Annotated in this window: 12 protein-coding genes; 4 read left to right on the plus strand and 8 right to left on the minus strand. The window is 57.1% G+C overall.

What is annotated here, in order from left to right; all coding sequences use genetic code 11:
* The first annotated feature begins 85 nt into the window (after positions 1-85).
* From ACYVHX_RS05185 to ACYVHX_RS05195, 3 genes are read left to right on the plus strand one after another with little or no spacing between them, the layout of a single operon-like run.
* Entirely contained in the window at positions 86-1,195 is a 1,110-nt protein-coding gene (locus tag ACYVHX_RS05185; protein ID WP_460670559.1) for a serine hydrolase domain-containing protein, read from the plus strand.
* A complete protein-coding gene (locus ACYVHX_RS05190) occupies positions 1,192-2,274 on the plus strand; it encodes a sensor histidine kinase (protein ID WP_460670560.1) in 1,083 nt (360 codons plus the stop codon). Before ACYVHX_RS05185 ends, ACYVHX_RS05190 begins: the two co-directional genes overlap by 4 nt.
* A complete protein-coding gene (locus ACYVHX_RS05195) occupies positions 2,255-2,944 on the plus strand; it encodes a LytR/AlgR family response regulator transcription factor (protein ID WP_460670561.1) in 690 nt (229 codons plus the stop codon). Before ACYVHX_RS05190 ends, ACYVHX_RS05195 begins: the two co-directional genes overlap by 20 nt.
* Before the next feature lie 53 nt (positions 2,945-2,997).
* Here the strand turns inward: ACYVHX_RS05195 and ACYVHX_RS05200 are convergent, their stop codons facing one another.
* The 8 genes from ACYVHX_RS05200 to ACYVHX_RS05235 form a co-directional block, all read right to left on the minus strand.
* Positions 2,998-6,420: a DUF7133 domain-containing protein gene (locus ACYVHX_RS05200; protein ID WP_460670562.1), complete on the minus strand. Its 3,423-nt coding sequence runs from the start codon at positions 6,418-6,420 to the stop codon at positions 2,998-3,000.
* Positions 6,421-6,733: 313 nt separating this feature from the next.
* Entirely contained in the window at positions 6,734-6,871 is a 138-nt protein-coding gene (locus tag ACYVHX_RS05205; protein WP_460670563.1) for a class I lanthipeptide, read from the minus strand.
* Between the two features lie 195 nt (positions 6,872-7,066).
* Positions 7,067-8,350 carry a glycoside hydrolase family 71/99-like protein gene (locus tag ACYVHX_RS05210; RefSeq protein WP_460670564.1) on the minus strand — a complete coding sequence of 428 codons (1,284 nt, stop codon included), beginning with the start codon at positions 8,348-8,350 and terminating at the stop codon, positions 7,067-7,069.
* A 139-nt stretch (positions 8,351-8,489) separates the two neighbouring features.
* Positions 8,490-10,745, minus strand: coding sequence for a DUF7133 domain-containing protein (locus ACYVHX_RS05215; protein ID WP_460670565.1), 2,256 nt, complete (start codon positions 10,743-10,745; stop codon positions 8,490-8,492).
* A gap of 30 nt (positions 10,746-10,775) precedes the next feature.
* The gene (locus tag ACYVHX_RS05220) at positions 10,776-13,250 is read right to left on the minus strand and encodes a glycoside hydrolase family 95 protein (protein WP_460670566.1); all 2,475 of its coding nucleotides are present in this window, start codon (positions 13,248-13,250) and stop codon (positions 10,776-10,778) included.
* Positions 13,251-13,592: 342 nt separating this feature from the next.
* On the minus strand, positions 13,593-14,327 hold the full coding sequence (locus tag ACYVHX_RS05225) for a DUF3823 domain-containing protein (RefSeq protein WP_460670567.1): 735 nt from the start codon (positions 14,325-14,327) through the stop codon (positions 13,593-13,595).
* Positions 14,328-14,339: 12 nt separating this feature from the next.
* Complete coding sequence (locus ACYVHX_RS05230; protein ID WP_460670568.1) at positions 14,340-16,130, minus strand: RagB/SusD family nutrient uptake outer membrane protein; 1,791 nt, start codon at positions 16,128-16,130, stop codon at positions 14,340-14,342.
* 10 nt (positions 16,131-16,140) lie between these two features.
* Positions 16,141-19,368: a SusC/RagA family TonB-linked outer membrane protein gene (locus ACYVHX_RS05235; protein ID WP_460670569.1), complete on the minus strand. Its 3,228-nt coding sequence runs from the start codon at positions 19,366-19,368 to the stop codon at positions 16,141-16,143.
* 330 nt (positions 19,369-19,698) lie between these two features.
* On the opposite strand from ACYVHX_RS05235, the gene ACYVHX_RS05240 reads away from it, so the two are divergent.
* Positions 19,699-22,305 carry a galactose oxidase gene (locus ACYVHX_RS05240; RefSeq protein ID WP_460670570.1) on the plus strand — a complete coding sequence of 869 codons (2,607 nt, stop codon included), beginning with the start codon at positions 19,699-19,701 and terminating at the stop codon, positions 22,303-22,305.
* The last annotated feature ends 168 nt before the right edge of the window (positions 22,306-22,473 follow it).

Genomic DNA, 22,473 nt, shown 5'->3' on the forward strand with positions numbered 1-22,473 from the left:
ACTTTTCGCTGTTTGCCGACCCGGTTTTGGGCGACAGAGGAGTTTGTGCAGTTTTGATGTGACTATGAATCAGATCCCTTGCATCATGAAAAAGCAACTCCTTCTCCTTTTGATTCTTCCCGGTTACTGGGCGGCCGGGCAAACCCGCGATACCGAAAAATCGATCAAAGAGAAAGCCTGCCGGCGGGCGATTGCGCAGGCTGAACGGTTTGTCGATTCGCTACGCACGAAACAGGCTATTCCGGGCCTCTCGGTCTGCGTCGGCACGAGCGAAAAAATCCTGTGGGCGGAGGGCTTTGGCCTGGCCGATCTGGAAGCGCAGCTTCCGGTGACGGTTTCTTCCCGATTCCGCATGGGCTCGGTTTCCAAATCCATTACGTCGCTGGCGGTTGGCAAACTGGTGGAGGAAGGGAAACTGAATCTCGACGCACCCGTTGCGCAGTACGTTCCCGGTTTCCCGGTCAAAAAATACCCGTTTACGGCCCGGCAACTGGCGACGCACACGGCAGGCATCCGGCACTACCGAAACACCGACCCCCTGGCGTGTCCGAAACGCTATGCCAGCGTGCAGGAAGGACTGACGATTTTCAGTCAGGACAGTTTGCTGTTTCAGCCCGGTACGGCTTTTCAGTACTCGACCTATGGCTATACCTTGCTGAGCGCCGTGATCGAAGCCGCCAGCCAGACCGACTACGTATCGTACCTGCAGCAGGCGGTTTTTTTACCGCTGGGCATGAAAAACACCGGGGCGGATTACCGCGATAGCCTGATTGCCAACCGGGTGCGGTTTTATGAGTACCAGAACAAAAAGTGGGTCCATGCGGCCCCGGTCGATAACAGCTACAAGTGGGCGGGCGGTGGCCTGTTGTCCACGCCGGTGGATTTGGTCCGGATGGCAGGCGGTTTGTTGCGCAACCAGCTCCTGCGCCAGGAAACCGTTGCCCTGCTGTTCACCCCCCAACGTTTACCGGATGGCAAAAACACGCAGTACGGTTTTGGCTGGCGCATCGGCACCGGTTGGCAGGGCCGTAAAATCATTCACCACGGCGGGCTGATCGACGGCGGACGCACCTTTCTGCTGCTGTATCCGGAAGACGACCTGATCGTGGCGATTGCGGCCAATAGGAGCACAGGCGGCATCAATCAGCCGGAAGCCGAAGCCATTGCCCGGTATTTTTTTCCGGCGAAGCGATGAAAACGTCAACGATACCTTTGCTGCATCTGGGGTATTGGCTGGTCTATTGCCTAGTGGTTTCGGTTCTTTTCATCCTGTCCGCCGAGAGCCTTTCGGCCGCTTTGGAGGATTGGGACGACGGGCTGATCATTCTGGCAATTGCCTTACTGATTGGCTTGATCAGCTTCTATGCCTTTTATTCGTGGCTGGTTCCCCGGTACCTGACGAGCCGGAAGATTCGGCAATTCGTCAGGTGGGGGCTGGTGGTGAACATCGCCACCACGGGCGGGATGGTCGCGTTGACGACCGTGGCGATTTCGGTGCTGCTATCGGTGGTTTTTGAGAACGTTTTCTTGATCACGTTTTCCGGAAAAGATCTGCAAATTCTGCTGATCGGATTTTCCCTGATTTCCGTGATCAACGGGATGCTGGGCACCACCATCCGGGGGTTCATTACCTGGTATACCGACATTCACGTTCGGGAAGTGCTGGTGAACAAAACACTGCACACGGAACTCGCTTTGCTGAAAGCCCAGCTCAATCCGCATTTTCTGTTCAACACCCTGAACAACATCGACATTCTGATTGAGCACGACGCACCGAGGGCCTCGTTGTACCTCAATAAGCTGTCGGATCTGCTCCGGTTTGTGTTGTACGAAACCCAGGCGGATCAGATTCCGTTGACGCTGGAACTGGACTACATCAAAAAATACATCGCGTTGCAGAAAATCCGCACGACCAACGCGGAATATGTCACGTTGCAAATTCATGGAGAGCCCAATGGGTTGCTGATTGCGCCGATGCTGTTTGTGCCGTACATTGAAAATGCGTTCAAGCATGCGACCAATAAAAAAAAGAGCGATGCGATTCGGATTTCCCTGGTGATTGATGAAAAATTCATTCATTTTCAATGCGTTAACCAGTTTGACGAAAACCGCAGTTCGGTGGAAACGCACAGGGGCCTGGGGAATAAACTGCTCCGGCAACGGCTGACGTTACTGTATCAGGAAAAATATCGATTAACCATTCAGGCGGTTGAAAACGAATACCGTGTCAACCTGGAACTTCCCGTGATAACCCATGAACTGTCTGCTCATTGAAGACGAACCGCTCGCCATGCTGCGGCTCAGGGAATACGTGCAGCGGGTGCCGTTTCTGCGGTTAAGCCACGCCGTTGACAATGGGCTGGAGGCCATTCCGCTGCTCCAGCGGGAACCGATCGATCTGGTGTTTCTCGACATCGAAATGGACGGTTTTTCGGGCCTGCAATTGCTGGAATCCCTGCCCAAACGCCCGGCCGTTATCCTGACGACGGCCTACGATCACTACGCGCTGAAAGCCTTTGATTTGCAGGTAGTTGACTATTTGTTAAAACCGTATACCTTCGACCGGTTTTTGCAAGCCGTCAACCAGGTGCAGGAGCGGATGAAACCGCGGCCGGACGAGCACCAAAATGCGTTTCTGTTTGTCAAAACCGAACACCGGCTTCAGAAAGTGGCCTTCGATACAATTCTGTACATCGAAGGCATGCGCGACTACCGGCGGATTCACCTGACGGATGAAAAAATGATGACGCTCGAAACCTTCGGGGAACTGGAGCAGCGGCTTCCCGGCCGGCAATTCTGCCGGGTGCATAAATCCTATCTGGTGTCGCTGGATAAAATCGAATCCATCGAGCGCGACCGGCTGACCATCCGTAAGGCGGTGATTCCGGTTTCGGCGACTTTCCGCGACCGGTTTTATCAGCTCATCGGTCGGGCGGAAAAATAAAAATCCCCGGAATTTTCGCAGAAAATTCCGGGGATTTCAGACCAAAAAATAAGCTACTTCAAACCCGCCAGAAACTCCACCACATCCCGAATCTCGCGTTTGGACAGAATATAGCCCATCGGCGGCATGCTCGACGGCAGATTCTCCCGTTTGTCGATGCGGGCCAGCGGCACCTTCAGCGGCTCGGCTTCGCTGGTTTTCAGAACCAGTTCGTGCTGGTGTTCTTCACTCAGAATGCCACTCACGGATTGGCCGTCTTTCAGCGTCAGCGACACCATGCCAAAACCGGGGGCCAGCCGGGCGCTGGGCTCCACCAGGGCCTGCAGAATCTGCTCCCGGCTGAGCGTACTGCCAATGTTGGTCAGCGACGGACCAACCGCCCCGCCCTGACCACCGATGGCGTGGCAGCGCACGCACTGCGCCGTGGAGTTGGTGTTGAAAATCCGGCGTCCCATCTGCGCGTTGCCGCCGAAAAGCGCATCCTGGTAGTCGGCCGTGCCCGCGCCGGTTTTCCGCAACGGAGCCAGCTTGGCAATGAGCGATGCCGATTTGGTCGAATCGACGGCTTCGCCCAGTTCCAGCGCCAGACTCGGCGGCAATTGCTTGCTGACCATTTTGTCGATCACGCTGGCTAAAATCGGTTCGGTTTTGGCAACCGGCATACCGCCCAGCACCCGCAGCAACTGCTGCTGTTCCCGAACGGTTCCTTTTTCAAAAACCGCCTTCGACACCTCCGCCAGCGTTTCCGGCGACAGGTTCAGGCCGCTCACCAGCCCGAGCGCCGTCGTCCGAACATCGGCGTCCGCATCGTTCATGCCTTTTGTAATCGCGGATTCGATGCCGTTGTATTTCAGTTGCGACAGGGCCATTAACACGGCCGACCGCACCTCGGCCGACGAGCTGGTTTCCAGAACGTTAGCCAGATCGCCGGTTTGCTCGGTCAGGCCCAGATTGCTCATCATCTGCGCCGTAGCGACCAGAACCGCCGGGTCCGAATCCTGCAACAGGGCCGCAATCTGCGGTTGAATTTTCGCCTTCACCACCGCCGGATTCCGTTCGACAACGCCCCGGTAGCGCCCGTCAACCCGGTCGAGCACCGAGGGTTTGGCCCAGGTGCCGAGGGTGGCCAGCGCTTCGGCCCGCAGTTCTTTGATGACGTCCCGGCGTTTGGAAAAGGCCACGAGCGTATTCAGTTGTTCTTCACCACCCACGCGCAGACAGGCGTTGATGGCCCGGCGCAGCAGCGGTTCCGACGAAAACCGGGTGTCGTTCAGCGTTGCCGCCAGGGCGGGCAGGGCTTTTTCGATGGACAGATCGTCGTTGATGGCGCGGGCGGCTTCCGTGGCGATGTATTCGTCCTTGTCCTGCAAAAACGCGCTTATTTTTTCACTGCTCAACCGGCGCAACACCAAAACGGCCGCCAGCCGCAGCGATTTGTCAGGGTTATTGGCCAATGCCACCATCGGCTCGGCCTGACCAATGCGCGACAGGGCCAGCACAGCGGCATGGCGCAGGTACACGTCTTCGTCGTTGTTGGCCTTGATTAAATTCAGCAGCGGTTCGACGGCGGGCTGGTATTTGATACGGCCCAGCGCCTGGGCACCGAAAAACTTCACGCGGGGATTCTCGCTGGTCAGCAACGGAACCAGCAGCGGCCCGGCTTCCGAAGCAGCCGCGTCGCCGAGCATTTTGGCGGCCTGGGCCACAATTTCCAGGTCCGAATCTTTCAGCAACGGCAGCAACGAAGCCGTGTAGGATTTATCGGCCCGTTCGAGTTGACCCATTCCCCAAATGCCGTGAATGCGGGCGAGTTGGTTGCTGGTTTGGGCGATGGCTTTCTGCAAAACCGCAGCGCCTTTGGCCCCCCGTTTCACCAGCTCGAACTGCGATTTTTGCCGAATGCGCATATCGGGGTTCGACAATAGGGCGAGCAGTTGGTCTTCCGTTTGCGACCCGTAATTGAGCGTCATCAGGCGCTTGGTTTCGGCGCGCAGGTCTTTCAGATCGTTTTTGTCGTCGGTGACATCCAGTTTCCAGACCCGGCCGTAGTTCTTCGTGTCCCAGCCGTTGATCCAGTCGGCGATGTACAGCGCGCCGTCCGGTCCGAACCGGATGCCGGTGGGCAAAATCCCGTTCAGAATGTTTTTCTCGCCGTCCAGTACAAACGAAGCACCTTTGGGTTTCAGACCAAACGACCAGATGGGCGAGCGGGCCGGATTGCCCACAAATTCCACCAGGAAAAATTTGTTTTTCCACGCTTTGCCGAGGGCCGTGCCGGGGTTGTAGACCATGCCGGTCGGGCCGTTGTGGAAATTCATGATTGGCGGAATGATGTAAGCCGCCTGTCCATCCCAGCGCGGTTTGTACAGCTTTTCGTCCATCCAGACCTTGTAGCTGTTGTTCTTGGGGTCAGTGTATTTGCCGTACTGCCAGTTGGACCGCCAGCCCGCGTCGGAGCCTTCCACAACGTGCACCAGCCGCTCGCTTTCGCCGGGGTGGTCGCCGTCGTTGTCGGAACTGATCAGGTTGCCGTATTCGTCAAAGACAAATTCGTGGGTGTTGCGCAACCCGCCCGCAAAGATCTCAAAATCCGAGCCGTCGGGGTTCGAGCGGGCAATGATGCCTTCGTTCGAGCGGTTGTGGTTGACGCCTTCCCTAGTCGTGATGTTGGCCCCAATGTCGCCGATGTTCCAGTAGATCCTGCCATCCGGCCCCTCAATGGGGTTCGACATGCCGTGGCCGCTGAAGCCGATATGGACGCCGTAGCCGTGGCTGATGGACGTTTTCTGGTCCAGAATGCCGTCGCCGTTGGTATCTTTCAAGCGCCACAGGTCGGGCGCAATGGCCACAAACGCGTCTTCGGCCCGGATCAGCAAACCGCCCGCAACGTCAGATACTTCCTCAAAAAAATCGTTCAGAATCCGCGTGGCTTTGTCGGCAATGCCGTCGCCGGAGGTGTCTTCCAGCCGCCAGACCTCGTCTTTTTCCACGGCCAGATCCTTCCAGTCGTGGCTGCCGTCGCCGTTGAGGTCCTTCACCCATTCGTTTTCCTTGCTTTTTTCCGGCGCAAAAGTGCTGCGCAGAAACGCCCGCCGATCTTCCACGGTTTTCAGGGCGATGGAGGGCGTCATCCAGTGTCGGTAGCCGCGAATGTCGAATTCGGAATTTTTCTGGCGGTTCGTCCGGGTCAGGTACACGCGGCCCTGGTCGTCGATGGACATTGCCACCGGATCGGGAGCCAGTGAGTCGGAGGCCCACAGATCCAGTTTCAGGCCGTCGGCCAGCTTGACGACGGTTTTTTCGCGAATCTCTTTAGCGCGGGCGAGGGCCTGCGCCGGGTTTTCCTGCACCACCTGGGGCGCGCCGGAAGCCGTCCGGGACGAACCGGATGGCCCCATTTTCATGCAGGATACAACGGCAACCGCGATAGCGCCCGAAAAGAGCAGCGGTGTTCGAAAGCGTTTACTCGGAATCATTCGTGAATGTGTTGAGCGATTGGGTAATTCATCTTCCGGACCGGAACCGCTGGATAGCCCCCAACAGGCAGACGGTTTTCCGGTTTTGGATTGCTACGAAGATAAAGCATTCGGAGCAGGAACCATACCCATTGCTCCCATTTTTCAAGATTCCAGTGCGTACTGAAGATTGTACTACCGAAGATCAATCTCGTTGGGGATCGCCAAAAAAACGGGAGTCGGATACGCCCCAAACACAAAGGACGAAGGAGCACCAGCTCCTTCGTCCCTGTCAGTGCAGTCGGTGCGGGAAAACCGCACCGGCGGGTATGGCTTACGGTTCGCAGATTTTAGACGTACAAGCCGTTGCGGTTTTGTGCGGGCGGCCACCCAGGACGTTCTGAGCCTGGTTTTTTGATAAAGCGATGATTTTGTCGGTCTTCAGCGTGATTTTTGAAACTTGCTTTTTCATTAGAATTTGTGTTTTAAATTGGTGTGTTTGCTGTGCCTACTCTAACCAGGTTTTCGGCGTCCCCTTGCGGCTTTTTCGTTTGGCCGATACAAACTTGGCGGGTTGCGAACGGAATCCGAAACCGCAACTGGTAACTGGCGGAAATGGGCTGGTAAGTGGCGGGAATTACTTTATGGGTCACTCTGACCGTCGGAGTCATTTTTTGCGCACGGGCTTTTGGGCGCTGTAGCCTTTTTTGCCGTGAAACCAGTGGGTCGCCTGGCCCGTCAGCCACAGGTAATAATCCGAATCCAGATCGGCTTCGATACCGACAAACCGGCCGTCGCCGTTCAGCGGCAATTCACCTTCTTTTTTCGTCTTGAAAATGGCCGTTCCTTCGTCCACTTCATCGAACATCGCCACGTATAGATTTTTCGCTCCGGCCTGTTGGGCTCCGGCGACCTGCTGCCACAGAAAATCGCCTTTCAGGCGCGGAATCTGGTTATAGACGGTGGGCGCGTTTTTCAGATTGCCCCAACTGAAGCCCGGAAACACCAGCGGTACGTACGTGATCTGGTTGGCTTTACACCACGCCACATCGTCCGCCAGCGTGGTACCCGAAACCGTCGCGTAGGTGGTCGGGTTGTAGCGCCCCACGGCCCAGGGCATGATCACGTCGGCGCTTTTGATGAGCGCATGGAGCTGCTCCGAAGGTTCGGTGTCTTTGGTCATCGTCCGCCAGTAGTAGGGCACGCCGAGCAGAATGGACGCTTTTTTGGTCGGTCCTTTCACGCTTTCCACCAGCGCCTGAATATCGGCCACGGTGTATTTGCGCCCATCGTTGAAGCCGACGCCCCAGATCGCCAGCAGGGGTTTGCCGTTGTGCCGCAGGTAGCCCGGGTGTTTCTGGTTGTCGAAGAGGGCGAAAACTTGCTGCAATTCTTCCCAGTCTTTTACCAGCAGGTCCAGGTCGGCGGAACTGGAACCGCTCAGGTCGTACATGATGCTGATGGCCCGGCCGTATTTTCTGGATGCCTTCAGGGCGTTTTCCAGCACTTTGTTGAAATGCCGTTTGCCTTTTTCCGACTTGATCTCGGCCAGAAACCGCTGCATGAACACGCCGTCGATGCCGTACTCCTTCATCCACTTGAAATGCAGATCGACGCTGGACTCGTCGTACGGACTGTACACGGAAGCTGCTTCGCCGTTGGCGTACTGAAAGGCGGTTTTATAGGTCGTGGGATAGTCTTTTACATCGGGCCAGAAGTCGATGGACGCAAAACCGGGTTCGAACTTGCCGCGTTTCTGGTAGTGGTGCCAGCCGCGCTCCGACGCATCGCCCTGGGCGGCAAACCAGCCCTGGTAGCCCGCCATCACCAGCCCGTTGTAACGCGTGAATAGACAGCCTTTTTCATCATAGGTAACCTCCTGCGCCCGGCTTTGGGCGCTCAGGAACAGCAGGATAAAGCAAGAGACAAGGAAGAAGGAACGGTTTTTCATCAGATCGTTTTGGTAAAATTTGGTCAATAGGCACCCAACCCCTGAAGGGGACGGATCACCGGTAGGGAATGGGTTTACGCAGGATGCCCGGCTTGGTGAGGTGATGGGGGCGGTTTAAAAATCGTCGGACGAGCGGGGGTTAGCGCCCACGACTACCCGGTTTGATCAGCTCGTCCATCGTCCAGGGTTTCTCGCGTCCGGTGGTTTGTTCGCGAACCGCTCTTACGTCGGCGGGCCGCACGGCCGGGCTGTTGGAAGGGGCAAATTCGTACCGGATGTAACTCAGCACGGACGCAATCCATTCGTCGTCGTTGGCCCCCATCGGCGGCATCAGGTCGGGGTAGGTCTGGCCGTCGATCGGGCCCGACAAACCGTGCAGCAAAATCCGGATCGGAATCTCCTTGTTCCGGCCGCGGAGCCGCTGCGAGTTCACCAGCGGGGGAGCGGCTTTGCTGTCCAGACCCTTGCCTTCGGGGCCGTGGCAGGTCGTGCAGAGGGATTTGTAGATGTTGGCGCCGTTGAGCACCAGTTTTCGGTCCATTTCCTCCAGACTGCCCAGCTTCCGGCCGAATTTCTTCACGTCTTCGTTCCGGTCGAGACTCCGCTGCGCGCGGGCCAGCATGTCAACCTCGGGCGCCATTGCAACCGTTTGCTGCGCCAATGCTTTGGCCTGCGGACCCTGGCTGTACGACAGCGACAGAATCAACTGCGTCCGCACATCCGCGCTCGGGTCTTTCGTCAGCTCCCCAACGCGGGCGAGCAGTTGCTCATCATTTTGTTTCAGATACGGTTCCGTCAACCGGACCGCCGTCCGCCGAACCTGCTCGTCGGAATCCGTCAAGGCACTCAGAATGACGGTTTTATCGAGCGCGTTCAGCCCTTCGAGCGTCCAGAGTGCATGAATCCGGCCCAGCGCACTGTTTTTCGGATCGGCAGCCCGGGTTTTCAGGACCGGAACCACGGATTGATCGTTGCGCACAATCAGTTCTTTCTGGGCGTTATCGCGCCACCAGCCGTTCGGATGGCTCAGGTACGTCACGAGTTGGGCGCCCGGTTCGTCGAGCAGTCTGGGCACCGGACCCGGTTTGATTCCGTCGTGCACCAGCCGGTAAATCCGGCCGTGCTGGATGTTTTTGTCCAGTCCCAGCCGCGTGATTTGCGGGCGGAGGTAGCTATCCGGTTTTGTCCAGTTGCCTTCCTGAATAATGCCCCGGTTCATGTCCACGAGGTACAGGCAGCCGTCCGGACCGGTGTACATATTCACCACCCGGAAATTCATGTCCGTCGATGCAATGAACTCCTGCTGCTGGTAGGCGTTTTCGAGCGTCGTTTTGCCCGCCTGGGTCCGGACTTTGGCCCGGCGAATCAGACGGCCCACCGGCTCGGAGATCAGCAAATCACCGTTCAGGTCGGCGGGCAGCCGGTCTCCGCGAAAAACAACCTGACCGCAACTGGCCGTGAAGTGGTTGAGCGTCGTGTCGGCGGGCCGGATGCGCTGCACCCCGCCCTGAACGTCCGGCGTTTTGATGATCGGCCAAACCGCGTTAAACGCCGGCGAATACTGATCGGGAAGCTCCAAGCGGCCGTAAATCGGGTTAATCTGAAATCCCAGTGCGGGCACTTCGCCCCCCGCCGACGAAAAGAAAAGCCGCCCGTAATTGTCGTGCGTCAGGCCCCACTGACCGCCCGAACCGCTCGGAATCGAGTCGGCTTTCAGGACCCCGTTCGCGTAGCGAAACCGGATCGGATCAACGGTGACGTAAATCCAGTTGTCGAGGTTCCAGTCCAGGCCGCTGCGCTGGTGTTCGAGGTTGCCGGGTGCTTTTTTGCCCAAGACAAAAACCGGTTTTTTTTCGTCGGCCACGCCGTCGCCGTTGGTGTCTTTGTAGCTAAAAATGTCGTACGTATCGGTTTCGTTGACCAGCAGTTCGTGCCCGACGCACAGCAGCATCCGGGGCAGCAGCAGCTTGTCGATAAAAACCGTGCTTTTGTCCATCTTCCCGTCGCCGTTGGTGTCTTCCAGCAGTTTTACCCGGCTGATCGGCGCGTGCTCGTTGGTGCCGTCCACATCCTGCATATAGGTGTCCATTTCGGCGACGTACATGCGGGCGTTGCCGTCCCAGGCCACGGCGACGGGCTCGTGAATCATCGGTTCGCTGGCAACCAGTTCGAGGTGATAGCCTTTCGGCAGCCGGAACGATTTCAGGCTCTGTTCGGGCGTCAGGTGAGCGGGCGACGGATTCATCGTAAACGCCGGAACCGCGGTTTCGTTCGTGCTGCGGGGAACGGCCTTCGGGCTGGCGGTTTGCGGGGTGGCGGTTTGGCGGGAAACCTGGCAGGTCACCACCAGGGCGGATGCCGCCAGCAGACTGGCGATCCAGATACGGTTTTTCATGGGTTCAGGAATGACAATTTTACCCGTAAGTTACAACGTAAGAAGATAGGTTTTTCCGGCCTGCGTCGGGAAATCATACACCACCGTTTCTTTTAGGGTCAGTGGACTAGAGGTTGCCTTGGGTGATACGAGGGCTTTGGCGGTTTCTTCCGGCTGGTAGAACGAATTAGGGTTTGCGCCCCGTGCGGTTTTTAACGTAATGATGCTGGCTTTCAGGTTGTTCGGTGTCCGGATCCGGCAGTTGCCGCCGAGGTTGGATTTGACGATCAGCCTGGTCACTTTGCCGTTTTTCCACTCCAGCGACACCAGTTCAAAACCGCCCCGCGCCCGCAAACCGCTGATGCTGCCGGACTGCCAGACGTCGGGCAGCGCCGGTAGCAAATGAATGGCGTCGTCGTAGCTTTGCATGAGCATCTCGGCAATACCGGCGGTGCAGCCAAAATTGCCGTCGATCTGAAACGGCGGGTGGGCGTCGAACAGGTTTTTGTAGGTGCCGCCCCCGCCTTTTTTGCCCGGCGCATCCACGGGCGAGAGCTGGTCGGTGATGAGTTTATACGCCCGGTTTCCGTCCAGCAGCCGCGCCCACCAGTTGACTTTCCAGCCCATCGACCAGCCCGTCGAAACGTCGCCCCGGTGTTCGAGCGAGGTGCGGGCCGCGCTGAACAGTTCGGGCGTGCGGTAGGCCGACAACTGCCCCGACGGATACAGACCGTAGAGGTGCGAAATGTGCCGGTGCTGGTCTTTCGGGTTGTCCAGATCCTCGAGCCACTCCTGCAGCTGGCCGACCTGGCCGACCTGCATCGGGGCCAGCCGGGCGCGTTTTTCCTTCAGGATTTTGACAAACTCCGCGTCGGTGTTCAGAGCTTCGGCGGCTCGCAGGGCGCTCGTCAGGATGTCAAAAACAAGCTGGTTGTCCATCGTATGCCCGGCGCCGATCGTGGTGTTGGGGCGGCTGGCCGGGGCGTTTTCGGGCGACATGCTGGGGCTGACTACCAGCCAGCGGTGGGTCGGTTCTTCGATCAGGTAATCGACGAAAAACCGGGCCGCGCCCTTGATGACCGGATAGACGGTTTTCAGGTAGGCTTTGTCGCCCGAATACCGGTATTTCTCCCAAAGGTGCTGGCTCAGCCACGCGCCCCCCATCGGCCAGAGGGCGTAAAAAATCGGATCGACGGGGCCGGTGATGCGCCACAAATCCGTGTTGTGGTGGGCCAGCCAGCCGCCCGCGCCGTACATCACCCGGGCGGTTTCTGCGCCGGTTTGCGAGAGGTCTTTCACCAGCTGAACCAGCGGCTCGTGCATCTCGGTCAGGTTGGTGACTTCGGCGGGCCAGTAGTTCATTTCGGTATTGATGTTGATGGTGTATTTGCTGTCCCAGGGCGGTCTCATTTCCGCATTCCAAATCCCCTGGAGCGTCGCGGGCTGGCTCGGATACCCGGTTCCCTTCGGCTGCGAACAGGAAATGAGCAAATACCGCCCGAACTGAAAATAAAGCGAAACGAGCTGCGGATCGTGGCCCGACGCAAACTGCCGGACGCGCTCGTCGGTGGGAAGTTTGGCCGCGTCCGTAAAGCCTAAGTCCAGGTTGACGCGCCTGAAATAGGTCTGGTAACTGGCGAGATGGGCGGCCAGTACGGTTTTGAACGGTTTTCCGGCGGCTTTGGTCAGGTACTCATCGGCGCGGGCCTGCGGGTTGGCCGTCAGCGTTTGGTAATCGACAAAATTAGTGCCGATGGACACGTACAGGGTGGCCGCGCTGGCTCCGGTCAGCACCACCGAAGTGTCGGTTTTACTCAGTTTTCCGCCCTCGGGCAAAAGCCGGACGTGGGCGTTGAAGCGCACCTGGCCCCTGACGCCTTCGTGGTCGCTGGTGATGCCGGTGAGCACCAGTTTGTTCGGACCTTCGGTTGTTCGTTCTGCTTTTTGCGGACTGGTCAGGAAGGCCGCAAAGGTCAGTTTGCCGGGCTGGCTGGCGGTCAGGCGAACAGCGATGACCTGATCGGGCACGGAGGCCAGGACCTGTCGGGTGTATTTGACGCCATCGACCGTGTACGTCGTGGTCGTAACGGCTTTTTCCAGATCCAGTTCGCGGTAGTAATCGGTGCCTGTCTGGTGACCCGGAAACGCCAGATTCAGGGTGCCGACGGGCTGAAACAGCATGCCCTGTGCTTTCTTCGACTCGATTTTCTCGGCGGCCAGTTTCTGGGCTTCGGCGTGTTTGCCGTCAAAAATCAGTTGCCGGATCGTCGGCAGGGCCGCCAGCGCGTCGGGGTTGTCGTTGCGGTTGGGCCCGCCCGACCAGACCGAGGCTTCGTTGAGTTTGATGATTTCCTGCTCCGGATTGCCGTAGACCATGCCGCCCAGCCGCCCGTTGCCGACCGGCAGCGCATTGGTCCAGGTGTTGCCCGCGGGCTGGTTGTACCAGAGTTTTAAGGAACCCGGTTTTTGGGAAAAACCGGGTAGGAAACAAGTGAGCAGGAATAGGCAGGGAAAGACGGTTTTCATTCAGGCTTATTTAAACGGCAAATGCGAAATGACGATTTCTACTTTTTCGGGCTGATCTTTTAACTGGTCTTTGATGTGGTAATTATAGGCGATACTTTTTTTCTTTAAATAATTGTTCGGCCTGCTGACGAAGTTCCTCAGGATTCGGCTCCATAGTGAATTGAGATAAGGGTCGTTACCTCCCAAATATAGTTTTTTAGCTCATAATCGTTTGCAGGAAGAATGGGGCGATATTAAGTGGGGTTAGAAATAACCGTTTGGGCATGTGCCAGACACGATTCACTAACCCCCGGTGCAAACCGGGGGCTGTGCGACCCTAAGACCGCCAAGTACCAAAAACCGTCAGCGGACTGTGGCTTTGACCACCGGGCTGTAGTTGTATTTGGCCACGGCGGTGGTCCGGACGCCGACCCGGAAATAGTACTCGCCTTTTTTCAAATGGGTGTCGGCCCATTTGAAGGTAAACGTGCGGGGAACGCCCACGATGCTGGCGTCGGTCGTGCTGCCGGGAATGTCCTGCCGCCAGAGGTTGATGTAATACCCCGAGGCATTGGAGCTGACGCTTTCGTTCACGATCTCGTAGTCGCCGATCATGAAAATTATCTGCGAAATCTTGGTCGTGGTGTTGGCGGCCGGTTTCGTAATGGTGTACGAAAACGTGCTGTCGGTGACCGTGGCCGATATCCGGTAAAAGGGCGTGACGTTGAAATTCAGCTCCGAGCGGTCCCCGGCGTTCAACTGGATGGTGGCCGAATCGGCGGGCAGGTACAGAAACGCCCCGTCGCGCGGGAACGCTTTGTAGGTTCCGGCAAAAAACTGCGTGGCCGAAAACTCGCCGTTGGCTTTGATTTCGATGTCCGTCGTGCCGGGATTCGGGTACTTCGCCTTGTCCCACTGAATCAACCGGACGGTTCCTCCGCCGGGTTGCCGGAGCTCGAGCGCCTGGCCGTTTTCGGCATCCGTCAGTTTGCCGTAGATGCCCGAATCCGGGGCCACAAAATTGTCCCAGTTTTTGCAGCCGCTGAAAACCGCAGCGAGCAGAAGGGGAAGGATACTAACAAGTTTGATCGCTTTCATGGGTTGATGCTGTTAATAACCGGGGTTGCCGTTGCCTAGTAAAGAGCCCGCTTTGCTGCGCTCACCGCCCGGAATCTGGAAGTAATAATCGCGTTCTTGGTAGGTCTTGCCACCGCCGTTTGGCGTCCGTTCAAAGACGTAATCTTTGGCGTTGACGTCGTAGTAGATGTACAAGCCGTTGGGGATCCAGCCGCTGAACTCGGTGGTCAGGGTCCGCCAGCGTCGCAAATCCCAGAAGGTGCGGTTTTCCCAGGCCAGTTCGACGGTTCGCTCCCGGCGGATTTTGTCGCGGTCGATGGTTTTGTGGGTGGCAACGCCCGCCCGGGTCCGCAATTGATTGACGGCATCCAGGGCTTCGCCGGCCGGTTTTCCGAGTTCAAAAGCCGCTTCAGCGTAATTCAGCAGCACTTCCCCCAGCCGCATATCGAGCCAGTCGGTTTCCGAACTCCAGTCGACGCAAAGGTTGGCGGGGCGGGTGGGATCGAGCCATTTTTTCAGCCAGAACGTCACCGCGCCGTTGTTGGAATTGCCCGTGGCCCGCACCGAATTGGCCGTCGGATTGGCCACAATCTGCTTTTTATCGATGTCGAAATACTGGTTGAGGGCCGTGCCGTTGTAGCGGACGCCGTTGTAGATGACGCCCCGCTGGCCGGTAATCTCGACGCCCTTGAACGCGCTGTTGGTTGAAATGACGGAGCCAAAAAACCGGGGATCTTTGTTTTTAAACACGTCCTGCGGGTTTTTATAATGGACGTACGCGCCGGGTGTACCGATGTTGAGCGCACCGGCTGACCCGTCGATGTAATCAAACCGTTCCACCATGTCCAGGCTCGGCGTCAGGCGGTTGGCGTATCCAATTGGCGAGCGGATGGCTTCCGGCAAGGCCATCAGATCCTGCGAGTGCGTCCGGCGGGTCGATTCGTAGTCCCAGCCTTTGCAGAAAATCGCTTCCGGATTGCCCTGCAGTTCGTAAAAAAGCAACTGAAAATTCTGCGCCTTGTCGGTCGGGTACTTGTTGAACAGGCTGTATTTGCCGTCGGCCATGATGGTTTTGGCCGCATCATAAGCCGCCTGCAAATAGGCATTCGCCTTGGCGGCATCAATGCCGACCAGCCCGTCGAGTTGCACCGTCCCGAACTTGGCGATGGAACCGGCGTGGAGCATGGTCCGGGAAAGCAGCGCCAGGGCGACGTATTTGTTGGCCCGTCCGTAGACGCTGGTTGCGGGGAGGTTGGCGGCCGCGAAATCCAGGTCCGATTTCACCAGGTCCCAGACCTCGGCTTCCTTGCTGCGCGGCAGGTTCAGCGCCTGGGTGTCGCTGCCGTCCACGGTTTGCGGTTCCAGCAAAATGGGCACCCCGCCCCAGTATTTGACCAGTTCCTGGTAGTAGTACGCCCGCACAAACCGGGCTTCGGCTACGTACCCCTTTTTGGTAGCTTCCGGAATACTGACCGTCGCGATTTCCTTGATGAACGTGTTGACGTTGCGGATGGCGCGGTAGAGTTTACCCCAGTTCTCGTCGTTGTTCTGGGCGTTGGTCGAGTTGGTCGACTCCCAGGTCCAGTTGGCGGTGTAGCCGTCGCCGTTGCCCGGAAACTCCCCAAACCGGCCGTTGCAGTAGCTGAAATCTTCGACGGGCAAATCTTTGTAGAACGTCGCGAAATACGCTTCCACGGCCTCCGGACTGCTGAAAACCTGCTCGGCGGTTAGCAGGTCCACCGGTTTTTTGTCCAGCAGACTGTCGCTGCAGGCCGACAGAAGGATGAGGGTCAGGAAGGAAATATACGTTTTGAAACGATTCATGGTCAGTACGTTAAAAAGAAAGTTGAAGACCCAGGTTCACGTTCATGGTCAGCGGGTAGTTGTAGCTGTACAAGCGGTCGTCGGTGTATTCGGGATCGACAAAATCCAGCCCTTTCGACCAGGTGAAAAGGTTATACCCGTTGGCGAACACCCGCAAACCGCTCACTTTGGCCTTGCTCAGCAGCGTTTTTGGCAGGCTGTAGCCAATTTCGAGGCTTTTCACCCGCAGGTAGGTGGCATCGAACCGCCAGAATTCGTTGCTTTTGTAATTCTGCCGCTGGCCGGTAGACGGGTATTTGCCCGGAATCCATTCGCTGGCGGCATCCACCACGTCGGTACGGTGCCAGCGGTCGTTGAACGCGCTGATCGGGTTGGCGGTCTGGAAGTAGAAAGGCCGGGAAAGCTGATCCTGGTACGCTACCTGGTACATCGTGGCGCCCTGGAACAAAACCGCCACATCGAAGCCTTTCCACGAAAGCGTGAGGTTCGTTCCGAAATAAATGGCCGGTTTGCTCTGCCCGCGTCCGATGATGGTTTCGTCGAGGTTGTTGATGATGCCGTCGCCGTTCAGGTCCACGTACCGAATGTCGCCGGGCAGAATGGTGCGGTTTCCGGCACCGTCCATGATGGGCCAGCTCCGGATTTCTTCCAGGCTGGTGAACTGACCGTCGGTTTTGTAGCCCCAGACGATGTCGTTAAACCGGCCCGCGTTGCGGTTTCGCCAGAAATCATAATCGCTGTTGGCGGGTGTTTCTTCGCGGTAGCGGTATTGCGTCCGGGCGTAGCTCAGGTTTGACGAAATCGAGTAACTGATGCCCCGGACTTTATGGCGGTGGCCGAGCACGACCTCAAAACCCTGCGTCCGGTCCTGGTTCAGATTGACTTGCGGCAGGTTCACGCCGTAGGTTGCCGGAATGGTCGAAATCCGGTCGCCGAGCAACCCATCGCGGTCCCGCCGGAACACGTCGGCTTCGAACGAAAGCAGCCCGTTCCACAAGCTGCCTTCCAGCCCGAAATCGGTGGTGGTGGAGGTGTACCAGGTAATGTCCGGGTTGGCCGAGTTTTTGAACCCGAGTCCGCCGACGAAGGTGGTGCCGAACTGGTAGCCACTGCTGGGGTATGTGTAGCCGGTCAGGAACTGGAACGATGCGCCCGAAATGCCGTCGTCGCCCAGCACCCCGTAGGAGCCGCGTACTTTCAGATTGGAAACGAAGGGCAGATTGTCGCGCACGAAGGTCTCTTCCGAAAGCCGCCAGCCCGCCGAGACATACGGGAAAAAGCCCCAGCGGCTGTTTTTCGGGAAACTCGACGAACCGTCGTAGCGAAAACCGCCTTCGATCAGATACCGACCGTCGTAGTCGTAATTGAGCCGGCCCACGTAGCTCATGTTGGCGCTCGAACTGTAGCCGGAGCCGATGGCGTCGGTTTTCCGGTTTCCGGCCACGAGCTGATCCACGGCGTCGATGATGAACTGGGTGCTGGCGTTGTTGCTCGTGTTTTCGCGGTCAATCTGCTCGTAGAGGGCCAGGGCGCCGACGTTGTGTTTGCCGAAGGTGTTCTGGTAGTTGAACGACAGCTGAATGTCATTCCGCCGGCCCTGTCCGAAGGCTTCCGTCAGCCGCGAAGGCGCCAGGTGGGCGTAGGCTTTCTGGTAGTACGACTGCGTGGCTGCGTCGAACAGGTATTCGTACTGGTTGTACTTTTTCGTGAACTGCTTCCGGACGTTGTAGTTGTTGTCGTAGGCGTACTGGGCTTTCGCACTCAGTCCTTTGACGAACGGAATCTGGTAGGTTAACTGAAACGTGGAGGTCAGGAATTTTTCGTTGTTCCGGTTGTAGCCGCTGTAGGCTTCCGAAAAGTCGGCAATGGGATGGCTCAACGCACTGAGCGGCTGGCGCAGATACGCCGGATCGTTGTTGGAGTAGAGGGGTTCGGTCGGGTCCCACTGCCAGGTGTTTTTCAGCAACGACCAGATGGCCTGGCTCGGTTCCCGGCTGATCGAGTTGATCAGGGCGATGTTGGCCCCCATCGTCAGTCCTTTGGTCAGTTCGGCATCGACGTTCAGCCGGAGGTTGTACTTTTTGCCGATCATGATGTTCGAGTTGAACAAACCGTCTTCCCCGAAAAAACCGGCGGAGGCAAAATACCGGATTTTTTCGTTGCCCCCGTTGATGGTCAGGTTGTGCTGCTGCTGGGGCGCCCGGTTGCGCATGACGGCCTTCAGAAAGTCGGTGCTTGGCGCAGTACCGCTCTGGAAATCGGCGAGTTGCTGCGCGGAGTACTTGGGCGGGGTAAACTCCTGCCGGTTGCTGATGTTGTTGTTGACGTGCTGCTCATTGAAAAGCGTGGCATACTGGTAGGCGTTTGACAGTTCCGGGTATTTGGTGATGATCTGCTGCCCGAAATGCGCCGTGTAATTGACCTGCACCTTGCCCTGGGTGCCTTTTTTGGTCGTGACCAGCACCACGCCGTTGGCGGCTTTTACCCCGTAAATGGCGGCTGTCGCGTCTTTCAGAATCGATACGCTTTCGATCTCGTTCGGGTCCAGCCGGTCAAAACCGGCTTTGTCGCGCTGAACGCCGTCCACGATGATCAGCGGGCCGCCGGTCTGGTTGCCGTTGATGTCGTTCGGGTCCGTAAAGCTGAACCCGCGAATGTCGATCTGCGAATCGTACTTGCCGGGCTGACTGGACATCTGCACCACCCGCACGCCCGGCGCGCGGCCGGTCAGGGTGTTTGTTACGTCGTTGTTCGAATTGATGACAATGTCTTTGCTGGCGACGGTGGCGATGGCACCCGTCACGTTTACTTTCTTCTGGGTTCCGTAGCCGACCACCACGATTTCGCTCAGCGCTTTGGCGTCTTCAACGAGCGTAATGTCCAGCGTACTCCGGTTGCCAACGGCCCGTTCCTGCGACGTATAACCGACAAACGAAAAAACCAGCGTGGCTTCTCCGCCCGGAATGCTGAACGAATACGTCCCATTTTCGTTGGTGGTCGTGCCCCGTGTCGACCCTTTCAGCAGCACGCTGACCCCCGGTAAGGCGGCTCCTTTCTCGTCGCCCACCCGGCCGGTTACGGTGCGGTCCTGGACGCTCCGGCTGAGTCCGGCGGTCGGCTGCGTCTGGCGGGCCAGAACGGCCTGGGCGCAGGCAGGCGGTGACCCGGCCAGTCCGGCCAGCAGACACGCCCACACGAACGATCCCAGCGTTTGGCAAGTAGAAGTAATTTTTTTCATAAATCCTGATTTTGTTGGATTAAACAGGCTACGAAGTACGCGGGGAGGGCTTAAAAAAATCTTAATAAATGCTTAATAAGCGGGGGCAGGCTCTGTATTTTGTTAATTTTATTATCAGATTTTTCTAATTTAGTCGGTCTGCTTTGGAGGGCAGCTTTCGTTCCGGCGGTTTGACAACGACGGGATGCCGGGTAACTCCAAGGCAATGAGCAACGTGTGGTGCTCTGGAGGGCAAGCAATGACAGGAAAGCCGACGCGCAGCTAGCCAACCTACCGCGACCCGCCGGGGCCGGCGGGGTGGTTAACCGGGCGTTGGGTTTCAAAAAACCGATGGACAGCAACTTCCTGCGAATTCTTTTTCTGACGATTGTAACCGGCCTGCTGACGTTGCCAACGCTCAGGGCGCAATCCTACGGTTTGCGCTTTGTTGGCCAGGAAGACATTCAGGATGCGCGGACGTCGCTGGACCTGAGCCCGGATAAACCGTTGTGCCTCGATGGCGTCGTTGACCTGTCGTTCGATCTGTCGCTGGTTCCGAATTACAAGACCTATTTTGGGTATATTTTCCGGATTGTTCAGGACGAGAAGCACAACCTCGATCTGCTGTACGATCAAAAATCCCTGTGTTTTAAAGTGATTATCGGCGACCGGTTTTCCAAATCCGTCATCCGGCTCGATGCCCGTCAGCTCTACCGGCAGTGGAACCACTTCCGAATCCGCTTCGACCGGACGCAGAATACCGTGCAGGTGTATGCGAATCAGGCGCTGGTCGTCAACGATAAAGGATCGTTCCGGGGCAAAGGCTGTTTCAGAGTTTTTTTCGGAGGCAATGAGTTTCGGGAATTCAAGTCGAAGGATTTGCCGCCCATGAATGTGAAAGACATTGTGATTTCGGAAGACGGCAAACCCGCGTATCACTGGCCGCTGAAGGAGGTCAACGGAACCACGGCGAAAGATGCAATCAGCGGGCGGCTGGCGGTCATCAAAAATCCGGTCTGGGTTCAGTCGCTGCACACGGAGTGGAAGCTGGCCGAACAGCGGGTTATAAAAGGCGTCGCGACGGTGGCCTTCGACCCGTTTTCGGAAACCGTTTACCTGGTTGGCGCCGATCAGCTGTACCGCTATTCGATCCCAAACCGGCAGGGGCGGGTGCTGCCCCAGAAAAACCGCCCGCCGGGCTTCTTCCGGGGCAGTCAGGCGGTTTTTAATCCGTTCACCCGCAGATTGTATAATTTCTACCTGGATCAGAAAGCCATTGCCGTTTACGACTCGGTTTCCGGCCAGTGGTCGGCCGAAGCGATCACGCCCAACGCGGTGCCGGTGACCGAATACTGGCACGCCAACAAATTCATTGCCGGCCCGGACACCTCCCTGTACGTTCTCGGCGGGTATGGGCAATTGACCTATAAAAACCGCATTGAAACGTATCATTTCGGAACCCGGACGTGGGAAACCAGCCCGGTGACCAATGACGTATACACACCGCGTTACCTGGCTGCGCTGGGCGTAACCCCCGGTTCGGACACGGCCTACGTGATGGGTGGGTACGGCAGTCTGACGGGCGAGCAGATGCTGAACCCCCGGAATTCCTACGACTTTTTGCAGTATGTGGTCAGGGACCATACGTTTCATAAACTTTTTGAACTGGACCTGCCCAAAACCGATTTTGCCTTTGCCAATTCGCTGGTCATCGATCCTAAATCCCGGCAGTTTTACGGCCTTATTTTCCCCAACCAGCAGTTTAAATCGAATCTCCAGCTCATCCGCGGTTCGCTGACCAAGCCCGGATTCGAAGCGCTTGGGAAGGCCATTCCGTATCCGTTCCACGATGTTCATTCCTACGCGGATCTTTATTATTGTCCCACCAGCCAGAAGTTGGTCGCCGTCACCTCGTACTGGAATGAGAATGAAGGCAAAACCGCGGTGAAACTCTACACGATTTCGTTTCCGCCAAATGGACTGGTGGTGCAGCAGGCTTCCGAGAAACCGGCGGTTTCGCTCTATTGGCTGCTGGGTCTGGGCGGTTTGGTCGTGGGGGCGCTGGTGGTGCTGTACGTACGCAGACAATACGGCGTTGGCGTCATGCGGCTTCCGTCGGAAGGGCCACCGGCTGCGTTCCCGATGACGGAAGCCGTTGAAACGACCGTGGACGAAAAACCGCTGGCTACCAGTGAGGTTCTGCCGGTGGGGCCGGCCTTGAAACCAGATCCCGAAAAACCGGCCAGCCTCTTTTTGTTTGGTAATTTTCAGGTGGTCGATCAGGCCGGTTTTGACCTCACCAAAGCGTTTACTCCGCTCCTGAAAGAGCTTTTTCTGCTGCTGACCCTCAACAGCATCGGCAAACAGCGGGGCGTTCCCTCCGAGAAATTGAATGAACTGCTCTGGCCCGATAAATCCGGTCGGGATGCCAGCAACAACCGCTCGGTCAACATGACCAAACTGCGCAATCTGCTGGAAAAAGTGGGCGGCTGCTCGCTCTCCAAAGAGTCGGGCTACTGGAAAGTGGAGTTCGATTTTAATCAGGTTTACGTGGATTATGAGCGGTATCTGGTGCTTAGCAACGATAAGAAAACCTTCACGAAACAAACCGTCATTGAACTGGGCGAGATCACGCAGCGCGGGCCGTTTCTGCTGAATACGGAATACTACTGGCTGGACGATTTCAAGTCCGATATTTCGAATAAAATCATCAATACCTTTCTGCAATACGCTGAGAAGCTGGACCTTCACGAAGATCCGGAGTTTCTGATCGAGATAACCAATTTTATCTTTTACTACGATCCCGTCAACGAAGACGCCATTATTCTGAAGTGCAAGGCCCTGGCCCTGATGGGCAAACACACCCTGGCTAAAAAAGCCTTCGAAAAATTTACCCGCGATTACAAAGCCATCTACGGCGAAGCCTACGAGCAGCCGTTCTCGACCATCCTTGACTAAAGGCTCCTGCCGGTTTTGGCCGTGCGTTTCCCAACCCATTGACCGGACTTAGGGTTTTCCCTAATTTTCAAAAAACGGGGGTTTCCCCTATTCCGAAAGCTACTCGCATTGTCCTATTTTTGCTAAACAATATTCAATTTAAGCGCTGGGAAAAATTGATGGCGGAAT

The organism is Larkinella ripae (assembly GCF_054780775.1).